Origin of the sequence: Halorubrum trapanicum (assembly GCF_002355655.1) — an archaeon.
GTDB classification, from domain to species: Archaea; Halobacteriota; Halobacteria; order Halobacteriales; family Haloferacaceae; genus Halorubrum; species Halorubrum trapanicum_A.
The window spans coordinates 194,269-213,570 of the sequence record NZ_AP017569.1 but is presented as its reverse complement, the minus strand read 5'-3'; the positions used below and the strand labels follow the sequence as shown (position 1 = coordinate 213,570).

Genomic DNA, 19,302 nt, shown 5'->3' with positions numbered 1-19,302 from the left:
CGACGCCCGTTCACTCGGTCTCGCCCCGGTCCACCGCGTCGACCGCGAACGGACTCTCTCCCTCTCGCCAGTCCCATCCGGGCAGCCGCGTCTGGAACCCCGCCGCGAGCGCGGCGTCGAGGTCGTCCGCGCCGGCGGTGCCGGCGCCGGCCCGGTCCGCGTCGGCCGCCGCGTCCCGGTCGGCCTCGGCCGTGGCATCCCGGTCCACGTAGAGGTCGGCGACGTGGAACGTCGCCTGCGCGAGCAGCGAGAGCGGACGCCCGCCGGCTATCGTCGCGGCCAGCTCCCGGCCGAGGACCTCGTCGACGACGAACCCGGGGTAGTCGCCCGCCACGTCGAGGTCGCGCAGGAGCGCGACGCAGGCCGCGACGTTGACCGCGACCTCGCCGTCGGCGAAGACGGCGTCGACCTCGCGGCGGTACGCGTCGGGCGCCACCGAGTCGACGTCCGTCTCGAAGAGCCGGCCGAGGCGGTCGCGGGTGTCGTTGAGTATCGGCACGACGACGTCGGCGCGGTCGCGGACCCAGGCGTGTTCGTCGCGGACCGTCTGCGGCGTGACGCGCATGGACCGGATTGTGTCGCCTGCGGCTTGCCCTTTGCGAAGGCTTTTATAACGGCGGGGCAGTAGTCCGATCCAAGCGGGTTTTCGCTGGCTGTTCCCGCGTACGGAACCAGTACGGACAGTACTTCCACTATGCCTACCCCGTCACGGTCGATCGATCGGCGGCGAGTCGCCGCGCGACGCGCGACGCGATTCGACGACGACGACGGCCCCGACGACCCGCAGTGAGATATGAGTCAAGTCGACAAGCAACTCGATACGTTGAAATCCGAGATCGAACAGGAGATTCCGAACGACATCACGGTCACCGACGTGAAATACGAGGGGCCGGAGCTGGTCGTGTACACGCGCGACCCGAAGCGGTTCGCGGGCGACGGCGACCTGATCCGCCGGCTCGCCTCGAAGCTCCGCAAGCGGATCACGGTCCGCCCGGACCCGAGCGCCCTCTCGCCGCCGGCGCGGGCCGAGGACCAGGTCCGCGAGGTGATCCCGGAGGAGGCCGGCGTGACCGACCTCGACTTCCACGAGGACACCGGTGAGGTGGTCATCGAGGCCGAGAAGCCCGGGATGGTGATCGGCCGCCGCGGCTCGACGCTCCGCGAGATCACCCAAGAGGTCGGCTGGACGCCCGAGGTCGTCCGGACGCCGCCGATAGAGTCCTCGACCGTCTCGAACGTCCGCGGCTTCCTGAAGAACGAGCGCGAGGAGCGCCGCGACATCCTCGAACGCGTCGGCCGACAGATCCACCGCGAGGAGATGTCCGACGACGAGTGGGTCCGGATCACGACGCTCGGCTGCTGCCGCGAGGTCGGCCGCGCGGCCTTCATCCTCTCGACGCCCGAGACGCGGATCCTCATCGACTGCGGCGACAAGCCCGGCGCGGAGGGCGAGGTGCCGTACCTCCAGGTCCCCGAGGCGCTCGGCGCGGGCGCGGCGACCCTCGACGCGGTCGTGTTGACCCACGCCCACCTCGACCACTCGGCGCTGGTCCCGCTGCTGTACAAGTACGGCTACGACGGCCCGATTTACACGACGGAGCCGACCCGCGACCTGATGGGCCTGCTCACGCTCGACTACCTCGACGTCGCGGCGAAGGACGGCCGGACGCCCCCCTACGAGTCCGCGCAGGTCCGCGACGCGATCAAACACACCATCCCGCTGGAGTACGGCGACGTGACCGACGTCGCGCCGGACGTGAAGCTCACGTTCCACAACGCGGGCCACATCCTCGGCAGCGCGGTCACCCACTTCCACATCGGCGACGGCCTCTACAACGTCGCGTTCTCGGGCGACATCCACTACGAGGACACCCGCCTGTTCAACGGCGCGGTCAACGACTTCCCGCGCGTCGAGACGCTCGTGTTGGAGTCCACCTACGGCGGCCGCAACGACTACCAGACCGACCAGGAGGACTCCGAGGAGGCGCTCAAGGAAGTCATCAACGAGACGTACGAGCAGGGCGGGAAGGTCGTCATCCCCGCCTTCGCCGTCGGGCGGTCACAGGAGATCATGCTCGTGCTGGAGGAGGCGATGCGCGAGGGCGAGATCCCCGAGATGCCCGTCCACCTCGACGGGATGATCTGGGAGGCGACCGCGATCCACACCACCTACCCCGAGTACCTCCGCGACGACCTCCGCGACCGGATCTTCCACGAGGACGAGAACCCGTTCCTCGCCGACCAGTTCAACCACATCGACGCCGGCGAGGACGAGCGGCAGGAGGTCGCCGACGGCGACCAATGTATCATCGTCTCCACCTCCGGGATGATCGAGGGCGGGCCGATCATGTCGTGGCTCCGCCACATCGGCCCCGACCCGGACTCGAACCTCGTGTTCGTCGGCTACCAGGCGCAGGGGACGCTCGGCCGCCGCATCCAGAACGGCTGGGACGAGATCCCGGTCGACGGCTGGGGCGGCGGGAGCCGCGGCGACACGCTCACCCTGGAGATGGGCACGGAGGTCGTCGACGGCTTCTCCGGCCACGCCGACCGACAGGGGTTAGAGAACTTCGTGAAGACGATGAACCCGCGCCCGGAGAAGGTGCTTTGCGTCCACGGCGACGAGGGCTCCGTTCAGGACCTCTCGTCCGCGCTGTACCACGACTACAACATGCGGACGTTCGCGCCGAAGAATCTAGAGACGTTCCGGTTTAAATAGGACGCTGACTCTGACGGGGTGTTCGGGTATCCGTCGTTGTCTGCGCGGTGTCTGACGCTCTGGGTTCGGCTGTTTATTTATAAGTGGTTGCTGGCGCGGTGACGGCTTCCAAAGCCCAGCTGCTCACTTATAAATAGACGATAGCGGAGCGGCGGAAATCGCTTCCAAATCTCCGGTCGGTCGGTTATAAATCGTTGATCGCGCGGTGACGGCTACCAAGGTCCCAGCCGCTCATTTATAAATGGTCGAAAACGAATCCGCGGAGAACAGCTCCGAAGTCCCAGCCGGGAGGCGGGCGCACGCTCGTTGTCGCCCGAAAATCTCCGATTTTCGGGATGACGAGAGAGCTTCGCTCTCTCGAACCACGCTCCTCGCTCACTTCGCTCGCTCGCTGCGGTGCTTCCGTCGTCATCAGAACGCGAAGCGTTCTGATTGGCTCACGAGAGCAAAGCTCTCGTGAACGCCTGCGTCCGCCTCCCGGCAGCATGGCGCGTAGCGCCACGGGCAACCGGCGGCTCCGCCGCCGGTGACTGCCCCTTTGAGTCCCGCCCCGCACAGCACCGCACCTCACGCCTCCCCAGCCTCGGCGGCCGGCCCGGCGCGGGCAGAGCCGCGCCGGACCGCCGCCTCCCTCGCGGACTCCTCGCGGCCGCCGGGGGCGGCCGCTCGGAGGCGCGCCACCGCCAACTCTATTTATAAACGATCGTCGGTCGACTCGTCCTCTCGGTCGTCGACTTTCCCGTCGCGTCGGTCGCGCTCCCGTGCTTTTTCGTCGCGCTCGGCGGGGTCGCCGTGCCCGCCGCCGCCCGGGGTGCGGATCGAGACGGTCGACCCGGCCGCGACGTCGACGGACGCCTTCGCCGGGACCGGCTCGCCGTCGATCAGGTTCTCGCCGAGCGCGCCGTCCTCGCCGCCCGCGAGCCCGCGCGGCGCGGTCCGCCGACGCTCGGTCAGAAGCGAGACGGTCGCGTCCCGCTCGACGGTGAGCGTCCGCTCGACGCCGAGCCCGCCGCGATACCGGCCGTCGCCGCCGCTCGACGGACGGAGCGCGTAGCGCTCGACCCGCAGCGGGTACGCCGTCTCCAGCGCCTCGACCGGCGTGTTGAGCGTGTTCGTCATCCCGACCTGAACGCCGTCCATCCCGTCCTTGGTCGGCCGGGCGCCGAACCCGCCGGCGATCGTCTCGTAGTAGGTGAACTCGCCGCCGCGGTCGCCGACGATCAGGTTGTTCATCGTCCCCTGTCCGCCGGCGGGGACGGCGTCCGGCACCGCCTCCGCGAGCGCCTCCAGCGTCACGTCGGTGACGCGCTGGCTCGTCTCGACGTTGCCGCCGACGACGGCGGCCGGCGGTCGGGGGTCGAGCAGCGACCCCTCGGGCGCGGATATCGAGACCGGCTCGTAGCAGCCGTGGTTCGGCGGGATCTCCGGGTCGGTGACTGCGCGGACGACGAAGTACACCGCGCTCTTCGCGACCGAGAACGGGGCGTTCAGGTTGCCGTCCACCTGGTCGGCGGTGCCGGCGAAGTCGACGTCGATCCGGGCGCCGTCGACGGTGACGGCGACCTCGACCGGGACGTCCGCGTCCGTCACGCCGTCGCCTTCGAGGACGTCGGCCGCGCGGTAGGTGCCGTCCGGGAGCTCGCGTATCTCGCTCTCGACGCGCTCGCGCGAGTAGTCGATGACGGCGTCGAACGCGTCGAGCAGCGTCTCGCCGTGTTCGTCGAGCAGTTCGCCGATCCGCTCCTCGGCGCGCGCGTTCGCCGCGCGCTGCGCGCGGAGGTCCGCCTCGCGCTCGTCCGGCGTGCGGACGTTGGCGAGGATCAGGTCGCGGACGGCCTCGTTCGGCTCGCCGCCGTCGACGAGCCGGACCGCCGGGAGCCGGAGCCCCTCCTCGTAGATCTCCCGCGCCCCCGGCGGCATGCTCCCCGGCGCGCTCCCGCCCACGTCGGCGTGGTGCGCGCGCGACACCGCGTAGCCCACGATCTCGCCGTCGGGCGCGATCGGCGAGACGAGCGTCACGTCCGGGAGGTGGGTCCCCCCGGCGAACGGGTCGTTGACGACGAACACGTCCCCCGGCTTCGGGTCCTTCTCCAGGACGACGTCGACCGCGTCGGGCATCGCGCCGAGGTGGACCGGGATGTGTTCGGCCTGCGCGACCATCCGGCCGTCGGCGTCGAACAGCGCCGTCGAGCAGTCCTGTCGCTCCTTGATGTTCGGCGAGTACGCGCCGCGGATCAGCACGTGGCCCATCTCGCTCGCGACGCTCTCCAGCTGGTTCCGGAGGATCTCCAGCGTGACCGGGTCGAGGCCCGCTCCCGGCTCCGCGTCGGTCACGAGTCGCTCACCTCCGCGACCAGCGCCCCGTCGTCGCGCAGTCGGACGCTCCACGCCGGCGGGACGACGACCGTGCTCTCGGGGCCCTCGACGACGACCGGGCCCGCCACGCGCTCGTCGGCCGGGAAGCGATCCCGGTCGTAGACGGGGGTCTCGCGGGCCCCGTCGGGAAACACCGCCTCGCGGGTGGTCCGCGGCCCCGCGTCGGGGGCGCCGACGGACTCGATCGCCGGCGCGCTCCGGGGGACCGTCGCCGTCGCGCGGCAGTTCACCAGCTCGACGGGCTCGTCCGCCCGGTAGCCGTACGCCGACTCGTGGGCCGCGGCGAACCGCTCGCCGACGGCGGCCGGGTCGAACGGGCGCGCCACGCCGACGGTGAGCTCGAAGCTCTGCCCCGCGTACCGCAGGTCCGCGGCGTACTCGACGCGCGCCGCGTCCCGGTCGCTGACCTCGTCGAGCAGGTCGTCGGCGATCTCACCGTAGAGCGCGTCGACCGCGTCGGAGTCGACCTCGGCGAGCGGCCCCTGACGGGTCCGCACGGCGTCCCGCGTCTCGTCGGCCGCGAGCAGCCCGTAGGCCGAGAGGACACCGGAGGCGTGCGGAATGATAACGCGCTCGACGTCGAGGCCGTCGGCGATCTGGACCGCGTGCATCGGGCCGGCGCCGCCGAAGGCGACGAGCCCGAACCCGCGCGGGTCGTGGCCGCGCTCGACGGTGACGGAGCGGATCGCGCGCGTCATGTCGGCGTTCGCGACGCGGTGGACGCCCAGCGCGGTCTCGACCGGCCCCTCCATCCCCGCCTCGTCGGCGAGGTCGGCGAGCGCGTCGCGGGCCGCGTCCGGGTCCAGCGACAGGTCGCCGCCGAGGTCGGTGTCCGCGCTGACGTACCCCAACACGAGGTCCGCGTCCGTGACGGTCGGCTCCGTGCCGCCCTTGCCGTAGCAGGCCGGACCGGGGTCGGCGCCGGCCGAGCGGGGGCCGATCCGGAGCGCGCCGCCGGCGTCGACCCACGCGATCGACCCGCCGCCCGCGCCGACCGTCTCGACGTCGACCATCGGCGTGCCGATCGGTCGGTCCGCGACGGTCGCCTCCGTCGTCCGCTCGACCTCGCCGTCGCGGACGAGGCTCACGTCGCTGGAGGTCCCGCCCATGTCGAAGGTGATCAGCCCCTCTCGGTCGGCGTCGGTCCCGGCCGTCGCGCTCGCGCCCACGACGCCCGCCGCCGGCCCCGAGAGGACCGTCGTCACGGCGTTCCGCCTGACCGTGTCGGCGTCGGTGACGCCGCCGTTGGCCTGCATGATCCGCGGTTGCGGCAGGCCGAGGTCCCGCGCCCGCTCTGTGAGTCGCCCGACGTAGCCGTCGATCGCCGGGCGAACGTACGCGTCGACGACGGTCGTCGAGGTGCGCTCGTACTCGCGGAACTCCGGGAGCACCTCGTGGGAGGCCGACACCGGGGCGTCGAGCGCGCCGCGCAGCGCGCCCGCCAGTCGCCGTTCGTTCTCGGGGTGCGCGTACGCGTGGAGCAGGCAGACCGCGACGGACTCGACGTCCGCGTCGCGGAGGTCGGCGACGAGCGACTCGATCGCCTCGTCGTCGACCGGTCGCTCTATCCCGTCGGCCGTCGCGCGCTCGGGGACCTCGAACCGGCGGCGCCTGGGGACGAGCGGCGCCGGTTTCTCGGCGTCGAGGTCGTACAGCGACGGCCGGGTCTGCCGGCCGATCTCCAGCACGTCGCGGAACCCCTCGGTCGTCACGAGGGCGGTCTTCGCCCCGTCGCCCTCCAGCAGCGCGTTGACGGAGACCGTCATCGCGTGGGAGAACTCGGTCACGGTCTCGGGGTCGATCTCGGCCGCCTCGCAGGCCTTCTCGATCCCGGCCGCGACGCCCTCGCTCTGGTCGTCGGTGCTCGGCACCTTCGCGGTGACGAGGTCGCCGTCGAGCGAGAGCGCCACGTCGGTGAACGTGCCCCCCACGTCGACGCCGATCGCTCGGCCGCCTGCCCGTCGGTCGTCCGTCGAATCGCCGTCCGCCGAATCGCCGTCCGCCGAATTCCCGCCCATCTACGACACCCCCGCGGCGTCGCGGTGGCTCCGGACGCCGAGCGGCGCGGTGTCTCGGTCGCGTGGCATGGAGCCCCCTCGTTACCGGACGGACTTAAGACCGCCCCGTTCGGGGATGCGGCCGCCTCGCGCGCCCCGGCGCCCGCCGGCCGGGAGCCGCGTCCCCGCGACCCGACGATCCCGCGAACATCTTCGGGAACAGTCGGAGGGGGGCGGCGGTCGGTGATCCGAATATGGGAGCAGTTCCGGGCGGAATCGACACGGCGCAGGGGCCGCCGATGACGGTCCCGCTTCGGCACTTCCTCGTCGGGCTGACCCTCCTCGGCGGCGCCCTGCTCGCCGGGATCGGGCTGATCGTCGACGCGGTGCCGGGGCTCGGCGGCCTCGTCCACGTCCACCTGTTCCTGATCGGGTGGGTGTGCGTGACGATCATGGGCGCGATGACGCAGTTCGTCCCGGTGTGGTCGGGGACGACGCTCCACTCGCGTCGACTCGCGAGCGCGCAGCTCGCGCTGGTCGTCGGCGGGCTGGTCGGGTTCGCGGCCGCGCTCGCGCTGGGCCGGCTCGCCTTGCTCGCGGTGTTCGGCACCGTCATGCTTGTAGGGTTCTGGACGTTCGTCTACAACGTCGGACGGACCCTCGGAACGGTCGAGGAGCTCGACGTGACCGAGCGCCACTTCGCCGTCGCGCTCGCGTTCTTCGTCGTCCTGACCGCGCTCGGCGTCCTGCTCGCGGCGGACCTCGGCTCCGGGTTCCTCGCGGGCTTCGGCGTCTCGCACGGAGGCGTCCGCGGCGCCCACGTCACCCTCGCCGTCTTCGGCGCGGTGCTCACCACGATCTACGGCGCCCTGTACCAGCTCGGAACGATGTTCACGCAGACGGAGCTCCACGGGGTCGACCATCGCCTCCGCGCGGTCGAGGAGGTCGGCCACCCGGTGGGCGTCGTCGCACTTGCGGCGGGGCGACTGATCGGATCGACCGCCCTCGCCCGCCTCGGCGCCGCCCTGATCCCGCTCGCTGCCCTCGCGTTCGCGGTCGTCCTCGCTCGCCGGCTCTTCGAGATGCGCGTCGAGCGCACGCCGATGCACACGCGGTACGCGGTCGTCGCGCTCGCGCTGGCCGCGTGGGCCGCGACCGCCGCGCCGGCGTGGCTGCGGTCGCCGACCGCCCGGGAACACGTCCTCGGCGGGCCCGGGGGCGCACCGCTGCTGCTGCTCGGCGTGGTCGGGTTCGTGATCCTCGGGACGCTGTATCACGTCGTCCCGTTCGTCGTCTGGGTCGAGCGGTACAGCGACCGCCTCGGCTTCGAGGCGGTGCCGATGGTCGACGACCTCTACGACGACCGCCTCGCGGCCGCGGACGGGACGCTGCTGTTCGTCGGGACCGCGCTCGTCGTCGCCGCCGACCTCCTCGCGGGGGCGTCCGGGACGACGCTCGGGGGCGGCGCCCGGGGACCGGCGCTCGCCGGGATGTCCCTGGTGACGCTCGGCGTCGCCGTCTTCGCGGTCAACGCGGTTCGGGTGATCCGCCGACACAGCCCCGGGACGCTGGCACGCGTCGCGCTCGGCCGGTTCGGGGCGCGCTCGGCGTCCAGAGGAACCGACGGCGGCGACGGGGACGCCCCGGGCGACGGCGACGGTCCGGGCGACGGGGACGCCCCGGGCGACGGCGACGGTCCGGGCGACGGACCCGCAGCGGTGGAGTGAACACCGCGGCGAGGCGAGCGCTTAAGCGACGCCGGAGCGACCGCCACGTATGCGCATCGCGCTCATCGCTCACGACGAATTGAAAGACGAGATGGTCGCGTTCGTCGAGTCGCACACGGCCGTCCTCGACGAGTGCGAACTGGTCACCACCGGGACGACGGGCAAGCGCATCGTGGACGCGACCGGACTCGCCGTGAACCGACAGGCCTCGGGGCCGTACGGCGGCGACCTCCAGATCGGGGGGATGATCGCGAGCGACCGGATCGACGGCGTCGTCTTCCTCCGCGATCCCCTGACCGCGCAGGCGCACGAGCCCGACATCTCGGCGCTACTGCGGGTCTGTGACGTGAAGGACGTGCCGCTGGCGACGAACGTCGCGTCCGCGGAGCTGCTCGTCGAGGGGCTTCTCGGCGGCGATTCTCTCGACTGATACCGTCGACCGCGGTGATTTAAACCGGGCCGACGAACGGACGGTCGATGACGCGCCCGCAACGGACACGCGTCCGCGCCCTCGCGCTCGCGCTGCTGCTCCTCGCGGCGAGCCTCGGCGCCGGCGCGGTCGCGGGCCAGGCCGCGGCGTCGGGAGCGGCGCCCCACGCGTCGGGAGCGGTGGCCCACGCGTCGGGAACGTCGGTCCACTCGTCCGTCGACGGGCCCGCGGAGAGTCCCGCGACCGCCGGGCCCGACGTCGACGCGGACCGGGGCGAGGCCCCCCCGATCACGCGGTGTTTCACTGGAACGGGGTACCCGATATCGATCGGTGACGGCGAGGGGGGCGCGAAGATGGAGGCGGTGGTCCACCTCTCCGTGCTGACCGACCCCGGCGCGGGCAACGAGTTCGGCGTCGAGACCGCCGGGCGACTCGACGGCGAACCGATCGTGGTCCTCGCTGCGGGCGTCAGGCTGACCGCCCGGCAGGCGATCGCCGACGGGATCGACCCGTTCGCGGCGTTCGACGTGCTGTACACCTACGAACTCCAGCTCCCGATGTTCGCCGGCGCGGTCGGCGACGCCGACTACGAAGACGACGGGTCGCCGATCGAGTCGAGCGCCGGCGCGGTCGACTGCTGATCGGCTATTCCGAGCGCTCGACGGCACCGCCCTCGGCGTCCGGCGGCCGAACGCCGCGCACCAGCGACAGCACGTCCCCTCTCGTCGCCTCGAAGCCGTCGCCGATCGGATAGGCGCCGCCCGCGAGCAGGTACTCGCCGGCCTCCCACACCGCCAGCAGGGCTTCGACGGGAACCCGTTCGCCGTCGACCGCGCAGCGGCCGTGGAACACGGTGAGCGTCGCGCGCGACGCGGCCGGGTCGTCGACGTCGAGGCGCCGCTCGTCGCGCCGCGCGAGGTCGGAGATGTCCCGGTCGGCGAGGCGGTCGCGGAACCCCTCGCGGGCCCGCGACTCGACGAGTCGGGTCAGGGCGGGGTTCGGCCCGGCGTCCGGGGAGACCCGGAGTCGGCTCGCGAAGAAGAACGGTCGCGGCGGGGCGGTCTCGCGCTCGTATCGGGCCGTCCCCGCCGTGATCGAGACCGGGCCGGCCTCGAACGGGCGTTCCGTCGCCGCCTCGACGAGCGTCCAGCCGTCGAGGCGGTCGCGGGGGACGACCGGTGGCTCCATGGTCCCGCCTCGCCCCGGACGGGAATAAAACGGACGGGCGCTCGGGTGGCGTCAGCCGGACGCCCGGGCGGCAACGGAGAAGATCCGAGAAGGGTGTCGGTCGCGCGCTGACCCGGTCAGTGGTCGTCTTCGCGCCACTTGTGTTCGCACTCGGTACAGACGAAAAAGCGGGTCTCGGACTCGTCGGCCGCGCGGATCTGCTGCATGTACCAGTACGCCCGGTCGTTGTCGCAGTTGGGACACTGAGCCGTCGTCGTCGGGAGCCCCTTGTCCTCGGCGTCGCTCACGTCGACGATCTCCGACTCGACCTGCGACTCGGTCGTCCACTCGTCGTCGCCGTCCTCGCGCCCGATCTCGTAGCCGCAGGCGTCGCACACCCAGTGGTCTTCGCCCTCGCCGGATTTCATCATGGATCCGCACTCGTCGCAGAACTTCATGCCCGAACCTACCGCGGATCGTATTTAAACGGCGGGATCGCGGGCGAGGGGCGGACGCGCGCTCGGGGCGCCGACGCGCCCGTCAGTCCGCGTCGACGTGCTCGGCGAGCGCGAACCGGACGCGCTCCTCGTCTGGCCCCTTCGTCTCTCGGCCGGTGACGACGACCTCGCCGACGTCGGCGGTGTTCGCGACGTGGGTCCCGGCGCAGGCGGTGCGGTCGTACGGCTCGTCCTCGGCGTCCTGCCCCGCTATCTCGACGATCCGGAGCTCCTCGATCGAGTCGGGGAGGAGGTCGATCCGCGTCCGGTCGGTGTCCAGCGTCGCCTCCGCGGTCTCGCGGTCCATCGTGTAGCTCGACACCGGTCGCCCGTCGGCGACGAGCTCGTTGAGCCGGGCCTCGATCCGGTCGAGGTCGTCGTCCGTGAACCGGCCGTACTCGGCGTCGAGGCGCGCGCGATCGGCGTACAGCTGGTTGCCCGTCGTCCGCGCGTCGAACTCGTCGAGCAGGAGCGCCGACAGTAGGTGCTGCGCGGTGTGATAGCGCGAGTGCGCCTCGCGGCGGTCAGCGTCGATCTCACAGACGACGTCGGTGCCCGGCTCCGGGAGCGGAGGCGGCTCGGCCGCGTCGGCCGCCCCGTCGCTCTCGCCGTTCTCGCCGTTCTCCCCGCCGAGCGGTTCGATCTCGTGGTACACCGTGTCCCGCATCTGGACGTCGACGACGCGCCAGCGAGCGGTTCCGCCGCCGTCGGATCGGTCCGTCGCCGCGTCGCCTCCGTCGGCGACCCGGATCGTTCCGGTGTCGTGCGGCTGGCCGCCGCCGGTCGGGTAGAAGTGGGTCCGGTCGAGGACGAGGCGATCGGGGTCCGAGAGGACGCGTTCGACGGTCGCCTCGAACGCCGTCACCGTGTCGTCCGCGAGGTAGAGTCGCTCGGTCACGGGCGCTGAGAGGGGCGCCGTCGAGATATATCCCCTGCTCTTCGGAGCCGCAGCGGTGCCGAACCGCCGCGGTGAGCGGTCTTCCCGGCCTCGGGGGTATCGCGACTGATAGCCGGGTGTCCACGTTTATCAGCGGGGTCGACCTACTGGCCCGTATGAACGGAGCAGGGCGCGGAGCGACCGCCGAGCGCGCGCAGAGCGAGGTGCTCGGCACGGTGCTTTTGCTGGGCCTGACGGTCGCCGTCGTCGGCATCACGGTCGCGCTCGGCGGCGCCGCGCTCGACGACGCCCAGCGGACCGCCGACCTCCAGCGCGTCGAGGGGGCGATGACGCAGGTGGACTCCAAGGCGAGCCTCGTCGCGCACGGCGGGTCGCCCTCGCAGCGTCTTCAACTCGACCCGGGGCGGAACGCGGACCTGCGCGTCGACGAGGGGGCGGGATCGATGCGGATCGAGGTCGAGACCGAGAACGGGACCTACACGAACGAGACCACGCTCGGAGCGATCATTTACGAGCGTGGCGACGACGTGATCGCCTATCAGGGCGGCGGCGTCTGGCGTGCGAACGCGAACGGCGCACGGATGGTCTCGCCGCCGGAGTTTCACTACCGAGGCGACACCCTCACACTTCCGCTGGTGACGGTCGCCGGCGAGGGGGACCTCTCCGACTCGGTCACAATCAGCGAGAGCGGCGGGCGCCCCGAGGAGCTGTTCGCGTCGGAAAACATCTCGAACCCCCTCTTGGGCGGAAATGTCACCATCACCGTCGAGAGCGAATACGCTGAGGCGTGGGGACGCTTCTTCGAGTCTAGGACCGAAGCGAACGTCACGCAGCTGTCCTCGGACGAGGTACAAGTCGAGATCCGGACGAAGACCGTTCACCCGACGCTCACGACGAGCGCCTCGTCGGTGGGGAGCTCGAGCATCGCCGCGGGCGGAATCAGGCGGCTCGAAGCTGACAGCTACGATTCAGGTACCGATTCCGATCCCCGTCCGTACGGCCCCGACACCGCCGACGACAACGCGGTGGTGCGGACCAACGGTGGGTTCGGGAGGGGGGAGGGCGGGATCGGCAGGTTGGAGGAGATCCGGATCCGCGGCGATCTGCTTATGGGGGCAGACGATTTCCCGCCCGGACAGTTCGAAAAGAAAGTATACGTGAGCGGAGAGACCCGGACGAACGTCGACTTTCCCGGGTTGAATCCCGTGTCCGGGGCCATCAGACAGCAGATCGACGAGTTGCGTGACCGTGAACCGGAGCGTGAGACGGGGTCGTTCGCGTTCGACGGCGGGACAGAACGGGTGGACGAAGACACAGAGTTCACCGGCGACCTCGTCGTCTCCGGCGGGAACACGCTCATCGTCGAGAGCGGAACGACGCTCACGGTCGACGGCGACCTCGACGTCGAGGACGGCGGGTCCATCGAGTTCGACGCCCGCAGCGACGAGATTGACGTGCTGGTGGACGGGGGGATGTTCGTCGACGAAACGGGCAGGGTCCAAGCGGAGGGCGGCAACCCGGTGAATCTCCACGTCAGGGGACCGGTCACCGTCCGAGGCGACGGGACGGACAGCGGGACGGCGTCGATATCGACCGCGGAGGATACACGGTTCGAACTGTTCACGCTCGGCCGCGTTACCCTCGACGACGGCGCGAACGTCTCGGCTGACGGGGACCGGACGGAGAACCTCTGGCTCTACGCTGGCGAGGACGCGATCGACGTCAACGGTAACAACGGTCGCGTCCGGTTCACAGGGGTGTTGTACGCGCCGGAGAGCGCGATGACCCTCGATGGGTCGATGACGTTCACGGGGTCGGTCACGGCGAACGAGTTCGAGTTCAATGAGGCGCGATTGAAGCTTCACTACGACGAGGCGCTGCGGGACAATCAGCCGTTCGACGGCAGGTCGGTCCCCGTCGTGAGCCACCTCCACGTCTCCACACACAATGTGGTGGTTGAGTCCGACTGAGCCCGGCAGTCGCCTCACACCACGGGCGCTCATACCTCAGTCCGAGAACGCGACCCGCGCGGCGGTCCGGTGGACAATAAACCGGTCGTAGTGATCGGCCTCGAACGTCACCGTAAGGTCCGATGGGCCGGCCGTCGACACCGATATCTGCTCGTACTCGTCGGCGAGGTTGCCGTAGTACCGCTCCCAAACGGTCGCCTGTGTAGAGTTGATCTCGAGTGTGATGTTGTCGGCGGCCGTCCGGTCATCGGCCGCGACCTCCCGGTCTGTGCGCTCACTGACGACGAGAACCGTCCGATCGCCGCTCACCGGTTCTGCGGGTCCGTCGAGTCCGTACAGCGAGTAGACGATCGTCTCGCCGATCAGCAGGTCGGGCTCTCTGATCATCACGCCGTTGTCGCCGTCCATCCGGAACACCGCGCCGTTCTCGTAGACGATCCGGGTGTCGCCGGCACCACGGTACGTGAGGGATCCCCCCTCGATGACCTGTGACTCGAATCCCGTCCCGTTGAGCCGGAACTCGGACTCGTCGTCAAACGCCAGTTCGCCGCCGCCGAGCCGCAGCTCCGTCGCCCGGCTGGGCACGCCGTCGCGGCTGAGGTCGTTGAAGTTGTCGTGGAGGACGTCGAACGCGCGCTCGACGTTGTTGTCGCGCTCCGCGAGCTGAGCGTCCTCCAGCCCCCCGAGCCCGACGGTGAACGTCACGGCGATGGTGGAGGTGATCAGCGCGAACACCAGCACGAACCCGACGGTCTCGCTGACGCCGCGGTCGGCGGACAAGAACCCGCCGTCGCTGTCGGCGCACGGGGGACTGTCGTTGCGATCGGCCCCCTTCACGGCTCGCTCACCACCAGTTGGCCGTCTCCGCCGGGGCCGGCGTCCGAGTCCCACCGGATCTCGAGGTTCCCGCCGTCGACGGTCGCGTTTCGGACCGCGACGCCCTCGCTCGTGCGGAACGGGACCTCGACTTTCGCGTCGGTTCCGTCGCTCTCCAAGGCGATCGTTCCCCGAGTGCCGTTCGCGGCGATCCGTATCCGGTAGCCGGTCCCCGACACCCTGTCCGGGAGCGTCAGCGGTCGGTCGACCGTGAGGTTCTCTCGGGACTCCGCGGTCGCGACGAGCCTGTCGACGGTGCCGAGGTCGGCCGCGATCCGCTCGCCGACGACGGTGAGCTCTCCCTGCGCCGCGCGCTCGCGTTGCGTGTCGACGAACGACCCGCCCGCGACGAACAGCCCGGAGAGCAGCAGCGTCGAGATCGCGAGCGTCATCACGTAGCCGACGGTGACGGACACCGCCCGGTCGGTCCCGCCCGGGCCGTCACGCATCGCGCTCACCCGGCGCGAGCCGGACCGTGTCGCGGTAGGTCAGCTCCGGCGTCCGATGGAGGAGATCGACTTCCACGCTGTATATCGCCTCGTCGACGTACGGTCGCAAGGGGCGGCCCGGGTTCGCGCCGTCGTCGCGGTCGTCGACGACGAGGTGGTACGTCCCCCGCGCCTGGTCGCCGTTCTCGTAGCGGACGTCGTACGGCTCGTACGGGTCGCCGTCGGTCTGGACCCATTCGGCCCAGACGAGCGCGTCGAACGGCTCGCCGTTGACGGTGCCGGCGGTGAAGTCGACGGTGTGGTTCTCGTCCGGGGGCGACGCGAACGTCTCGGCCGTCGTCCCGTTCGCGGTCTCCACCGTCACGGTGAGGTCGCCGTCCGTCTCCCGGGTCAGCGTCGCCGACCACGTCTCGTTGGTCCCGTCCGTCCTCCCGTCGGCCACGACGGTGAACGCGCCGCTCGTCGAGTCCGACAGCGAATCGGGGTCGACCGTCAGCCGGTAGTTCCGCGTCCGGGTCGCGTTGCCGGCCACGGTCCAGTCCGCGCCGTTCGAGCCGGGCGCAGTCATGTTCCGGAGGCCGTCGTCGGTCTCGTTCTGCGCGATGAAGTACCCCTCCTCGACGGTCGAGAGGTTCGGCCGCACCGCCGCGATCACCCCGTCGCGCGCGCGAAGGTCGCCGACCGTCCGACCGTACGTCTCCGCGCTCGCGCCGAAGGACTCGGTGACGTTCGCGGAGCCGTTCCGGTGTTCGCGGTGTAGGATTCCGGCGAGATCGTCGACGGCGCCGTCGCGGAATTCGATCGCCTCCGCGCCGCCCGCGTCGGCGCCCCGGGTCGCGAGGTTCTCCGTGTAGATGACGGTGTTCAACAGGAGCACGACGGCGACGAAGAGGACCGCGAGCGTCAGCCCCGTGATGAGGATGATCTGCGCCCGGTCCTCGTCGCGGTCGGCGCCGTCGCGCTCACGTCCGCGATCGCCCCGATCGTCGCGGTCGCGCTCGCGGCCGCCGAGGCGAGGGAGGCTCACATCTGCCATGCGGTGATGCGCACCTCCACGACCGTGTACAGGACCTCACCGTCGCCGTCGGCCGGATCGGCGAAGTACCCCCTGCCGGGGCCGTCCGTCGAGAGGACGTGCTGGTCGTCGGCGCCGAACCGGTCGTCGCCGTACAGCGCCACGCGGACGCTCGCCGTCGCCGCGTTGTCCGTCGGCGAGCCCATGTCGACCATCGAGACGTCGCCGGTCTCGTTGCCCCCGTCCTCGGGGTAGTAGACGTCGATGTCGAACGCGATCTGGCGGTCGCCGAACGCCTCCGTCAGCGGGTCATGAAGCGGGTGCGACTCCGGCGGCATCCCCGCGTACCCCTCCCCGTTGGCGGCGCCGACGAAGCTGCCGTTGTCGTAGTACAGCAGCGCCGCCTCGAGGTCGCCGCTCGCGTCGGTCGTCGACAGCAGGTCCTGCGCGGCGATCCCAGCCTGGTTCTCGACGTGCTGGTTCGACGTGCTCGCCGAGAGCGGCGTGACGGCCGTCGCCTGCGTGGCGAAGATGAGCCCAGTCACGAGGAGCAGCGCCGCCGTGAACGCCTCCAGCGTGTGCGCCTGCCCCCGGTCGTCGGGGAGATGTTCGACGAACATCTCACCACACCCGCAGCGTGAGTCGGTACGTCTCGGGACCCCGCGGGTCCTCGGGGTCGTCGATGGTGACGATGCGACTCGCCGACGAGACGCTCGTTCCGCCGGGCGGCGCGGGCCCGGCGCGCATCGCGACGGGGCCGTCCGTCGAGTTCAGCGTCTCTATCGCCCCGTGCTGCGTGACCGTGAGGTTGAGCCCGCGGAGGTCGTCGACGCCGAGCTCGGCGTGGAGGTCATCGGCGTTCGCCGTCCAGGCGCAGTCCGACTCGTCCGCCGCCGCGTCGGGGTCCGTCCCGTCGAAGAACGCGAGGGTACACGCGTGCGACAGCGTCGCGGTCGTGCCGCCGGCGACCGACGGCTCCGCGAGCGACGACTCCGCGAGCCGCGCCGCGCCGCGCTCGGCGACGATGACGGTCGCCCCCTCGCCGACGGCGTACGGCTCCAACAGGGACGGGACGAACGCGAAGGTGAAGCCGACCGCGACGAGGAACACGGACATCCCGACGACGAAGTCGAGGACCGTCTGCGCGCGGTCACCCGACATAGATCCACACCCCCAGCGCCAGCGTCATCAGGATCACGGCGAACTTCACGCCGGAGATCAGTTCCGCGTCGCGGATGTAGCCGCTGATGAATCCCGAGAGGATCGCCTGGATCGTCACCGCGTGGAAGAACAGCATGGAGAGCACGTCGGGGTCGACGCCGCCCCCGCCGCCGAAGCCCGCCCCGCCGCCGCCGTCGCTCTGGCTCACGAGGTCGCCCATCACGTCGATGAACTGCGTCTGGAGGATGGCCATCACGCCGAGCAGCGTGACGTACGTCATCACGATGATCGCGACCTGCATCCGGGTCCGCGACTTCCGCTCGCGCTCGATGTCGTCCTGGTTCTCCGAGGCCTGCGCGGCCGTCGTCAGCACGTCCGTGATCTGCGAGGAGGCCTCCTGCGCCTCGGTGATAAGCTTCACCGTCCGCGCGAGCCGGGGCACCGCGTACGAGTTGTTGAACTCCACGAGGGCGTCCCGCAGGCTCATCCCGTAGTTCACCTTCGCGTGGATAACCTCGAACTCCTCGGCGAGCTTCCCGGTCGACGTCTCCGAGACGGTCTGGACGGACTCCAACAGCGTCTGTCCGGTGTCGTTCGCGGAGGAGAGCTTCCGGAGCGTCTCCGAGAGCTTCCCGGTCACCGCCCGGCGCGAGCGCTGGTGCCACTCGTAAAAGAACCCGAGGGGGATCAGGACGACGTAGACGGGGACGTAGAGCCAGACGAACGCCGACCACACCGGGCGGGCGACCCAGCCGTCGAACGTCGTCGGCGCCGAGCCGGCCGCGGCCGCGACGACGACGAGCGCGACCGCCGCGGGCACGGTCAACGCGAGGGTGTACAGCGGGTTCTCGCGGAGGAAGAGATGCGGCGCGGAGAGGATTTCCATCGTCTTGTGGGTCCCCTCGCGGTCGCGGATGCGGTCGAAGACGGAGAAGGTCCCCACGAACGCCTCCACGAGCCCGAAGTGGAAGAGCCCCTCCTGGCTCGTCTGTCGGAGCCGTTCGCTGCCGCCGTCCGGCTGGAGGTAGCCGTCGCCGGGCTCGTCCTGTTTCACCGTCGAGACCAGCACGAGGAACCCGGCGCCGACCAGGGGGATGAGGACGTACACGGTCGCGTACAGCAGCCGGTCGTCGGCCTCGCCCATCATCCCCATGATGACGAGGATGATGATGAGAAGCAGGGGAAACAGCGAGAGCGTCATGTACATCTCGCCGAACAGCTCCAGCGTTTCCAGCGTCATCTCGCGTTCCTGTTTCGACGTGCGGAGGTGTTTCTCCTTTTTGTCCTTCAGGAAGCTCTCCATGTCGCCGCCGGAGTTGACGATGGAGAGCATGTCGGCGAGGAACTGCGAGAGCTCGTCGGAGGGAGTCTCCATCGACTGCTGGCGGATCGCGTTCCGGTAGTCGGTGCCGAAGTACTCGGTCTCGTTGACGATGCTCTGGAACTCGCGGGACACCTCGCCGTAGGTGTCCTCGGCGGTCGCCATCGCGCGCAGGATCTCCAGCTGGTTGAGCCCGCCGACGGAGAGCGCGTACATGAACGACACCGAGTCGGCCAGCAGGAGGTTGATCTCCCGCTTCCGGGAGGAGGCCCGCGAGTACGGGACCGCGACGAGGCCGCCGAACCCGATCGCGAACCCGATCGATCCGAAGATCAGGCCGCTGAGAAGCACCGCCGTCGGCACGACGAGCGACCGGAGCAGCTCCTTGATCGCCGGCGTCGGCGCCGGCATACCGAGCGAGAGCGACGACGGGTCGATCAGCCCGAGCGAGAACACCCCGTAGCCGACCAGCGTGCCGAGCGCCCACAGCGCCCCGCCGACCAGCAGGCCGACCGCCAGCGCCAGCGAGACGTACATCTCGACCTGGTCGGGCATCCGCGCCTCCGAGAGCTTGCGCTCGACGTCCGCGACGAAATCGCCCTCGGGGTCGAACAGCAGCTCGAAGGCCGGGTAACACAGCTCCGCGAGGACGTTCGCGTCGACGCCGCCGTCGCCCGCGTCCACGTCGAGGCTCACGGC

Annotated in this window: 17 protein-coding genes; 5 read left to right on the top strand and 12 right to left on the bottom strand. The window is 70.6% G+C overall.

Translation table 11 applies throughout. The features are described 5' to 3' along the window. Positions 1 to 10: 10 nt before the first annotated feature. Positions 11 to 565 (bottom strand): hypothetical protein, encoded by a 555-nt coding sequence (locus CPZ01_RS01000; protein ID WP_096393005.1) that lies wholly within the window; start codon positions 563 to 565, stop codon positions 11 to 13. A 228-nt stretch (positions 566 to 793) separates the two neighbouring features. On the opposite strand from CPZ01_RS01000, the gene CPZ01_RS00995 reads away from it, so the two are divergent. Continuing rightward, positions 794 to 2,719, top strand: coding sequence for a beta-CASP ribonuclease aCPSF1 (locus tag CPZ01_RS00995; protein WP_096393004.1), 1,926 nt, complete (start codon positions 794 to 796; stop codon positions 2,717 to 2,719). A 693-nt stretch (positions 2,720 to 3,412) separates the two neighbouring features. Here the strand turns inward: CPZ01_RS00995 and CPZ01_RS00990 are convergent. Together CPZ01_RS00990 and CPZ01_RS00985 are read right to left on the bottom strand one after the other, a co-directional pair. After that, the gene (locus CPZ01_RS00990; protein WP_096393003.1) at positions 3,413 to 5,053 is read right to left on the bottom strand and encodes a hydantoinase B/oxoprolinase family protein; all 1,641 of its coding nucleotides are present in this window, start codon (positions 5,051 to 5,053) and stop codon (positions 3,413 to 3,415) included. Continuing rightward, positions 5,050 to 7,113, bottom strand: coding sequence for a hydantoinase/oxoprolinase family protein (locus CPZ01_RS00985; protein ID WP_172863916.1), 2,064 nt, complete (start codon positions 7,111 to 7,113; stop codon positions 5,050 to 5,052). Before CPZ01_RS00985 ends, CPZ01_RS00990 begins: the two co-directional genes overlap by 4 nt. A 278-nt stretch (positions 7,114 to 7,391) precedes the next feature. Here CPZ01_RS00985 and CPZ01_RS00980 point away from each other — a divergent pair, with 278 nt between their 5' ends. The 3 genes from CPZ01_RS00980 to CPZ01_RS00970 are packed head-to-tail and all read left to right on the top strand — an operon-like array spanning position 7,392 to position 9,890. Beyond that, entirely contained in the window at positions 7,392 to 8,819 is a 1,428-nt protein-coding gene (locus CPZ01_RS00980) for a hypothetical protein (RefSeq protein ID WP_096393002.1), read from the top strand. Between the two features lie 49 nt (positions 8,820 to 8,868). After that, positions 8,869 to 9,249 (top strand): methylglyoxal synthase, encoded by a 381-nt coding sequence (locus CPZ01_RS00975; RefSeq protein WP_096393001.1) that lies wholly within the window; start codon positions 8,869 to 8,871, stop codon positions 9,247 to 9,249. Between the two features lie 47 nt (positions 9,250 to 9,296). Next, entirely contained in the window at positions 9,297 to 9,890 is a 594-nt protein-coding gene (locus CPZ01_RS00970) for a DUF7332 family protein (protein ID WP_096393000.1), read from the top strand. A 4-nt stretch (positions 9,891 to 9,894) separates the two neighbouring features. On the opposite strand, the gene CPZ01_RS00965 is transcribed toward CPZ01_RS00970, so the two are convergent. From CPZ01_RS00965 to CPZ01_RS00955, 3 genes are all read right to left on the bottom strand, one after another. After that, positions 9,895 to 10,437, bottom strand: coding sequence for a hypothetical protein (locus CPZ01_RS00965; protein ID WP_096392999.1), 543 nt, complete (start codon positions 10,435 to 10,437; stop codon positions 9,895 to 9,897). 116 nt (positions 10,438 to 10,553) lie between these two features. Then, positions 10,554 to 10,874 carry a transcription factor S gene (locus CPZ01_RS00960; RefSeq protein ID WP_096392998.1) on the bottom strand — a complete coding sequence of 107 codons (321 nt, stop codon included), beginning with the start codon at positions 10,872 to 10,874 and terminating at the stop codon, positions 10,554 to 10,556. An 82-nt stretch (positions 10,875 to 10,956) separates the two neighbouring features. Beyond that, a complete protein-coding gene (locus CPZ01_RS00955; RefSeq protein WP_096392997.1) occupies positions 10,957 to 11,811 on the bottom strand; it encodes an alanyl-tRNA editing protein in 855 nt (284 codons plus the stop codon). 155 nt (positions 11,812 to 11,966) lie between these two features. On the opposite strand from CPZ01_RS00955, the gene CPZ01_RS00950 reads away from it, so the two are divergent. Beyond that, positions 11,967 to 13,781, top strand: coding sequence for a DUF7289 family protein (locus CPZ01_RS00950; RefSeq protein ID WP_096392996.1), 1,815 nt, complete (start codon positions 11,967 to 11,969; stop codon positions 13,779 to 13,781). Between the two features lie 36 nt (positions 13,782 to 13,817). On the opposite strand, the gene CPZ01_RS00945 is transcribed toward CPZ01_RS00950, so the two are convergent. The 6 genes from CPZ01_RS00945 to CPZ01_RS00920 are packed head-to-tail and all read right to left on the bottom strand — an operon-like array spanning position 13,818 to position 19,299. Next, a complete protein-coding gene (locus CPZ01_RS00945; protein WP_231899195.1) occupies positions 13,818 to 14,618 on the bottom strand; it encodes a DUF7289 family protein in 801 nt (266 codons plus the stop codon). Next, positions 14,615 to 15,106: a DUF7266 family protein gene (locus CPZ01_RS00940; RefSeq protein ID WP_096392995.1), complete on the bottom strand. Its 492-nt coding sequence runs from the start codon at positions 15,104 to 15,106 to the stop codon at positions 14,615 to 14,617. The genes CPZ01_RS00945 and CPZ01_RS00940 overlap by 4 nt, the downstream gene beginning before the upstream one ends. Beyond that, the gene (locus tag CPZ01_RS00935; RefSeq protein WP_231899194.1) at positions 15,099 to 16,142 is read right to left on the bottom strand and encodes a DUF7261 family protein; all 1,044 of its coding nucleotides are present in this window, start codon (positions 16,140 to 16,142) and stop codon (positions 15,099 to 15,101) included. Before CPZ01_RS00935 ends, CPZ01_RS00940 begins: the two co-directional genes overlap by 8 nt. After that, a complete protein-coding gene (locus CPZ01_RS00930; protein WP_096392994.1) occupies positions 16,130 to 16,741 on the bottom strand; it encodes a DUF7288 family protein in 612 nt (203 codons plus the stop codon). Before CPZ01_RS00930 ends, CPZ01_RS00935 begins: the two co-directional genes overlap by 13 nt. A gap of 1 nt (position 16,742) precedes the next feature. Next, the gene (locus tag CPZ01_RS00925; RefSeq protein WP_096392993.1) at positions 16,743 to 17,282 is read right to left on the bottom strand and encodes a DUF7287 family protein; all 540 of its coding nucleotides are present in this window, start codon (positions 17,280 to 17,282) and stop codon (positions 16,743 to 16,745) included. After that, positions 17,272 to 19,299, bottom strand: coding sequence for a type II secretion system F family protein (locus CPZ01_RS00920; protein ID WP_096392992.1), 2,028 nt, complete (start codon positions 19,297 to 19,299; stop codon positions 17,272 to 17,274). The genes CPZ01_RS00925 and CPZ01_RS00920 overlap by 11 nt, the downstream gene beginning before the upstream one ends. Positions 19,300 to 19,302: the final 3 nt, after the last annotated feature.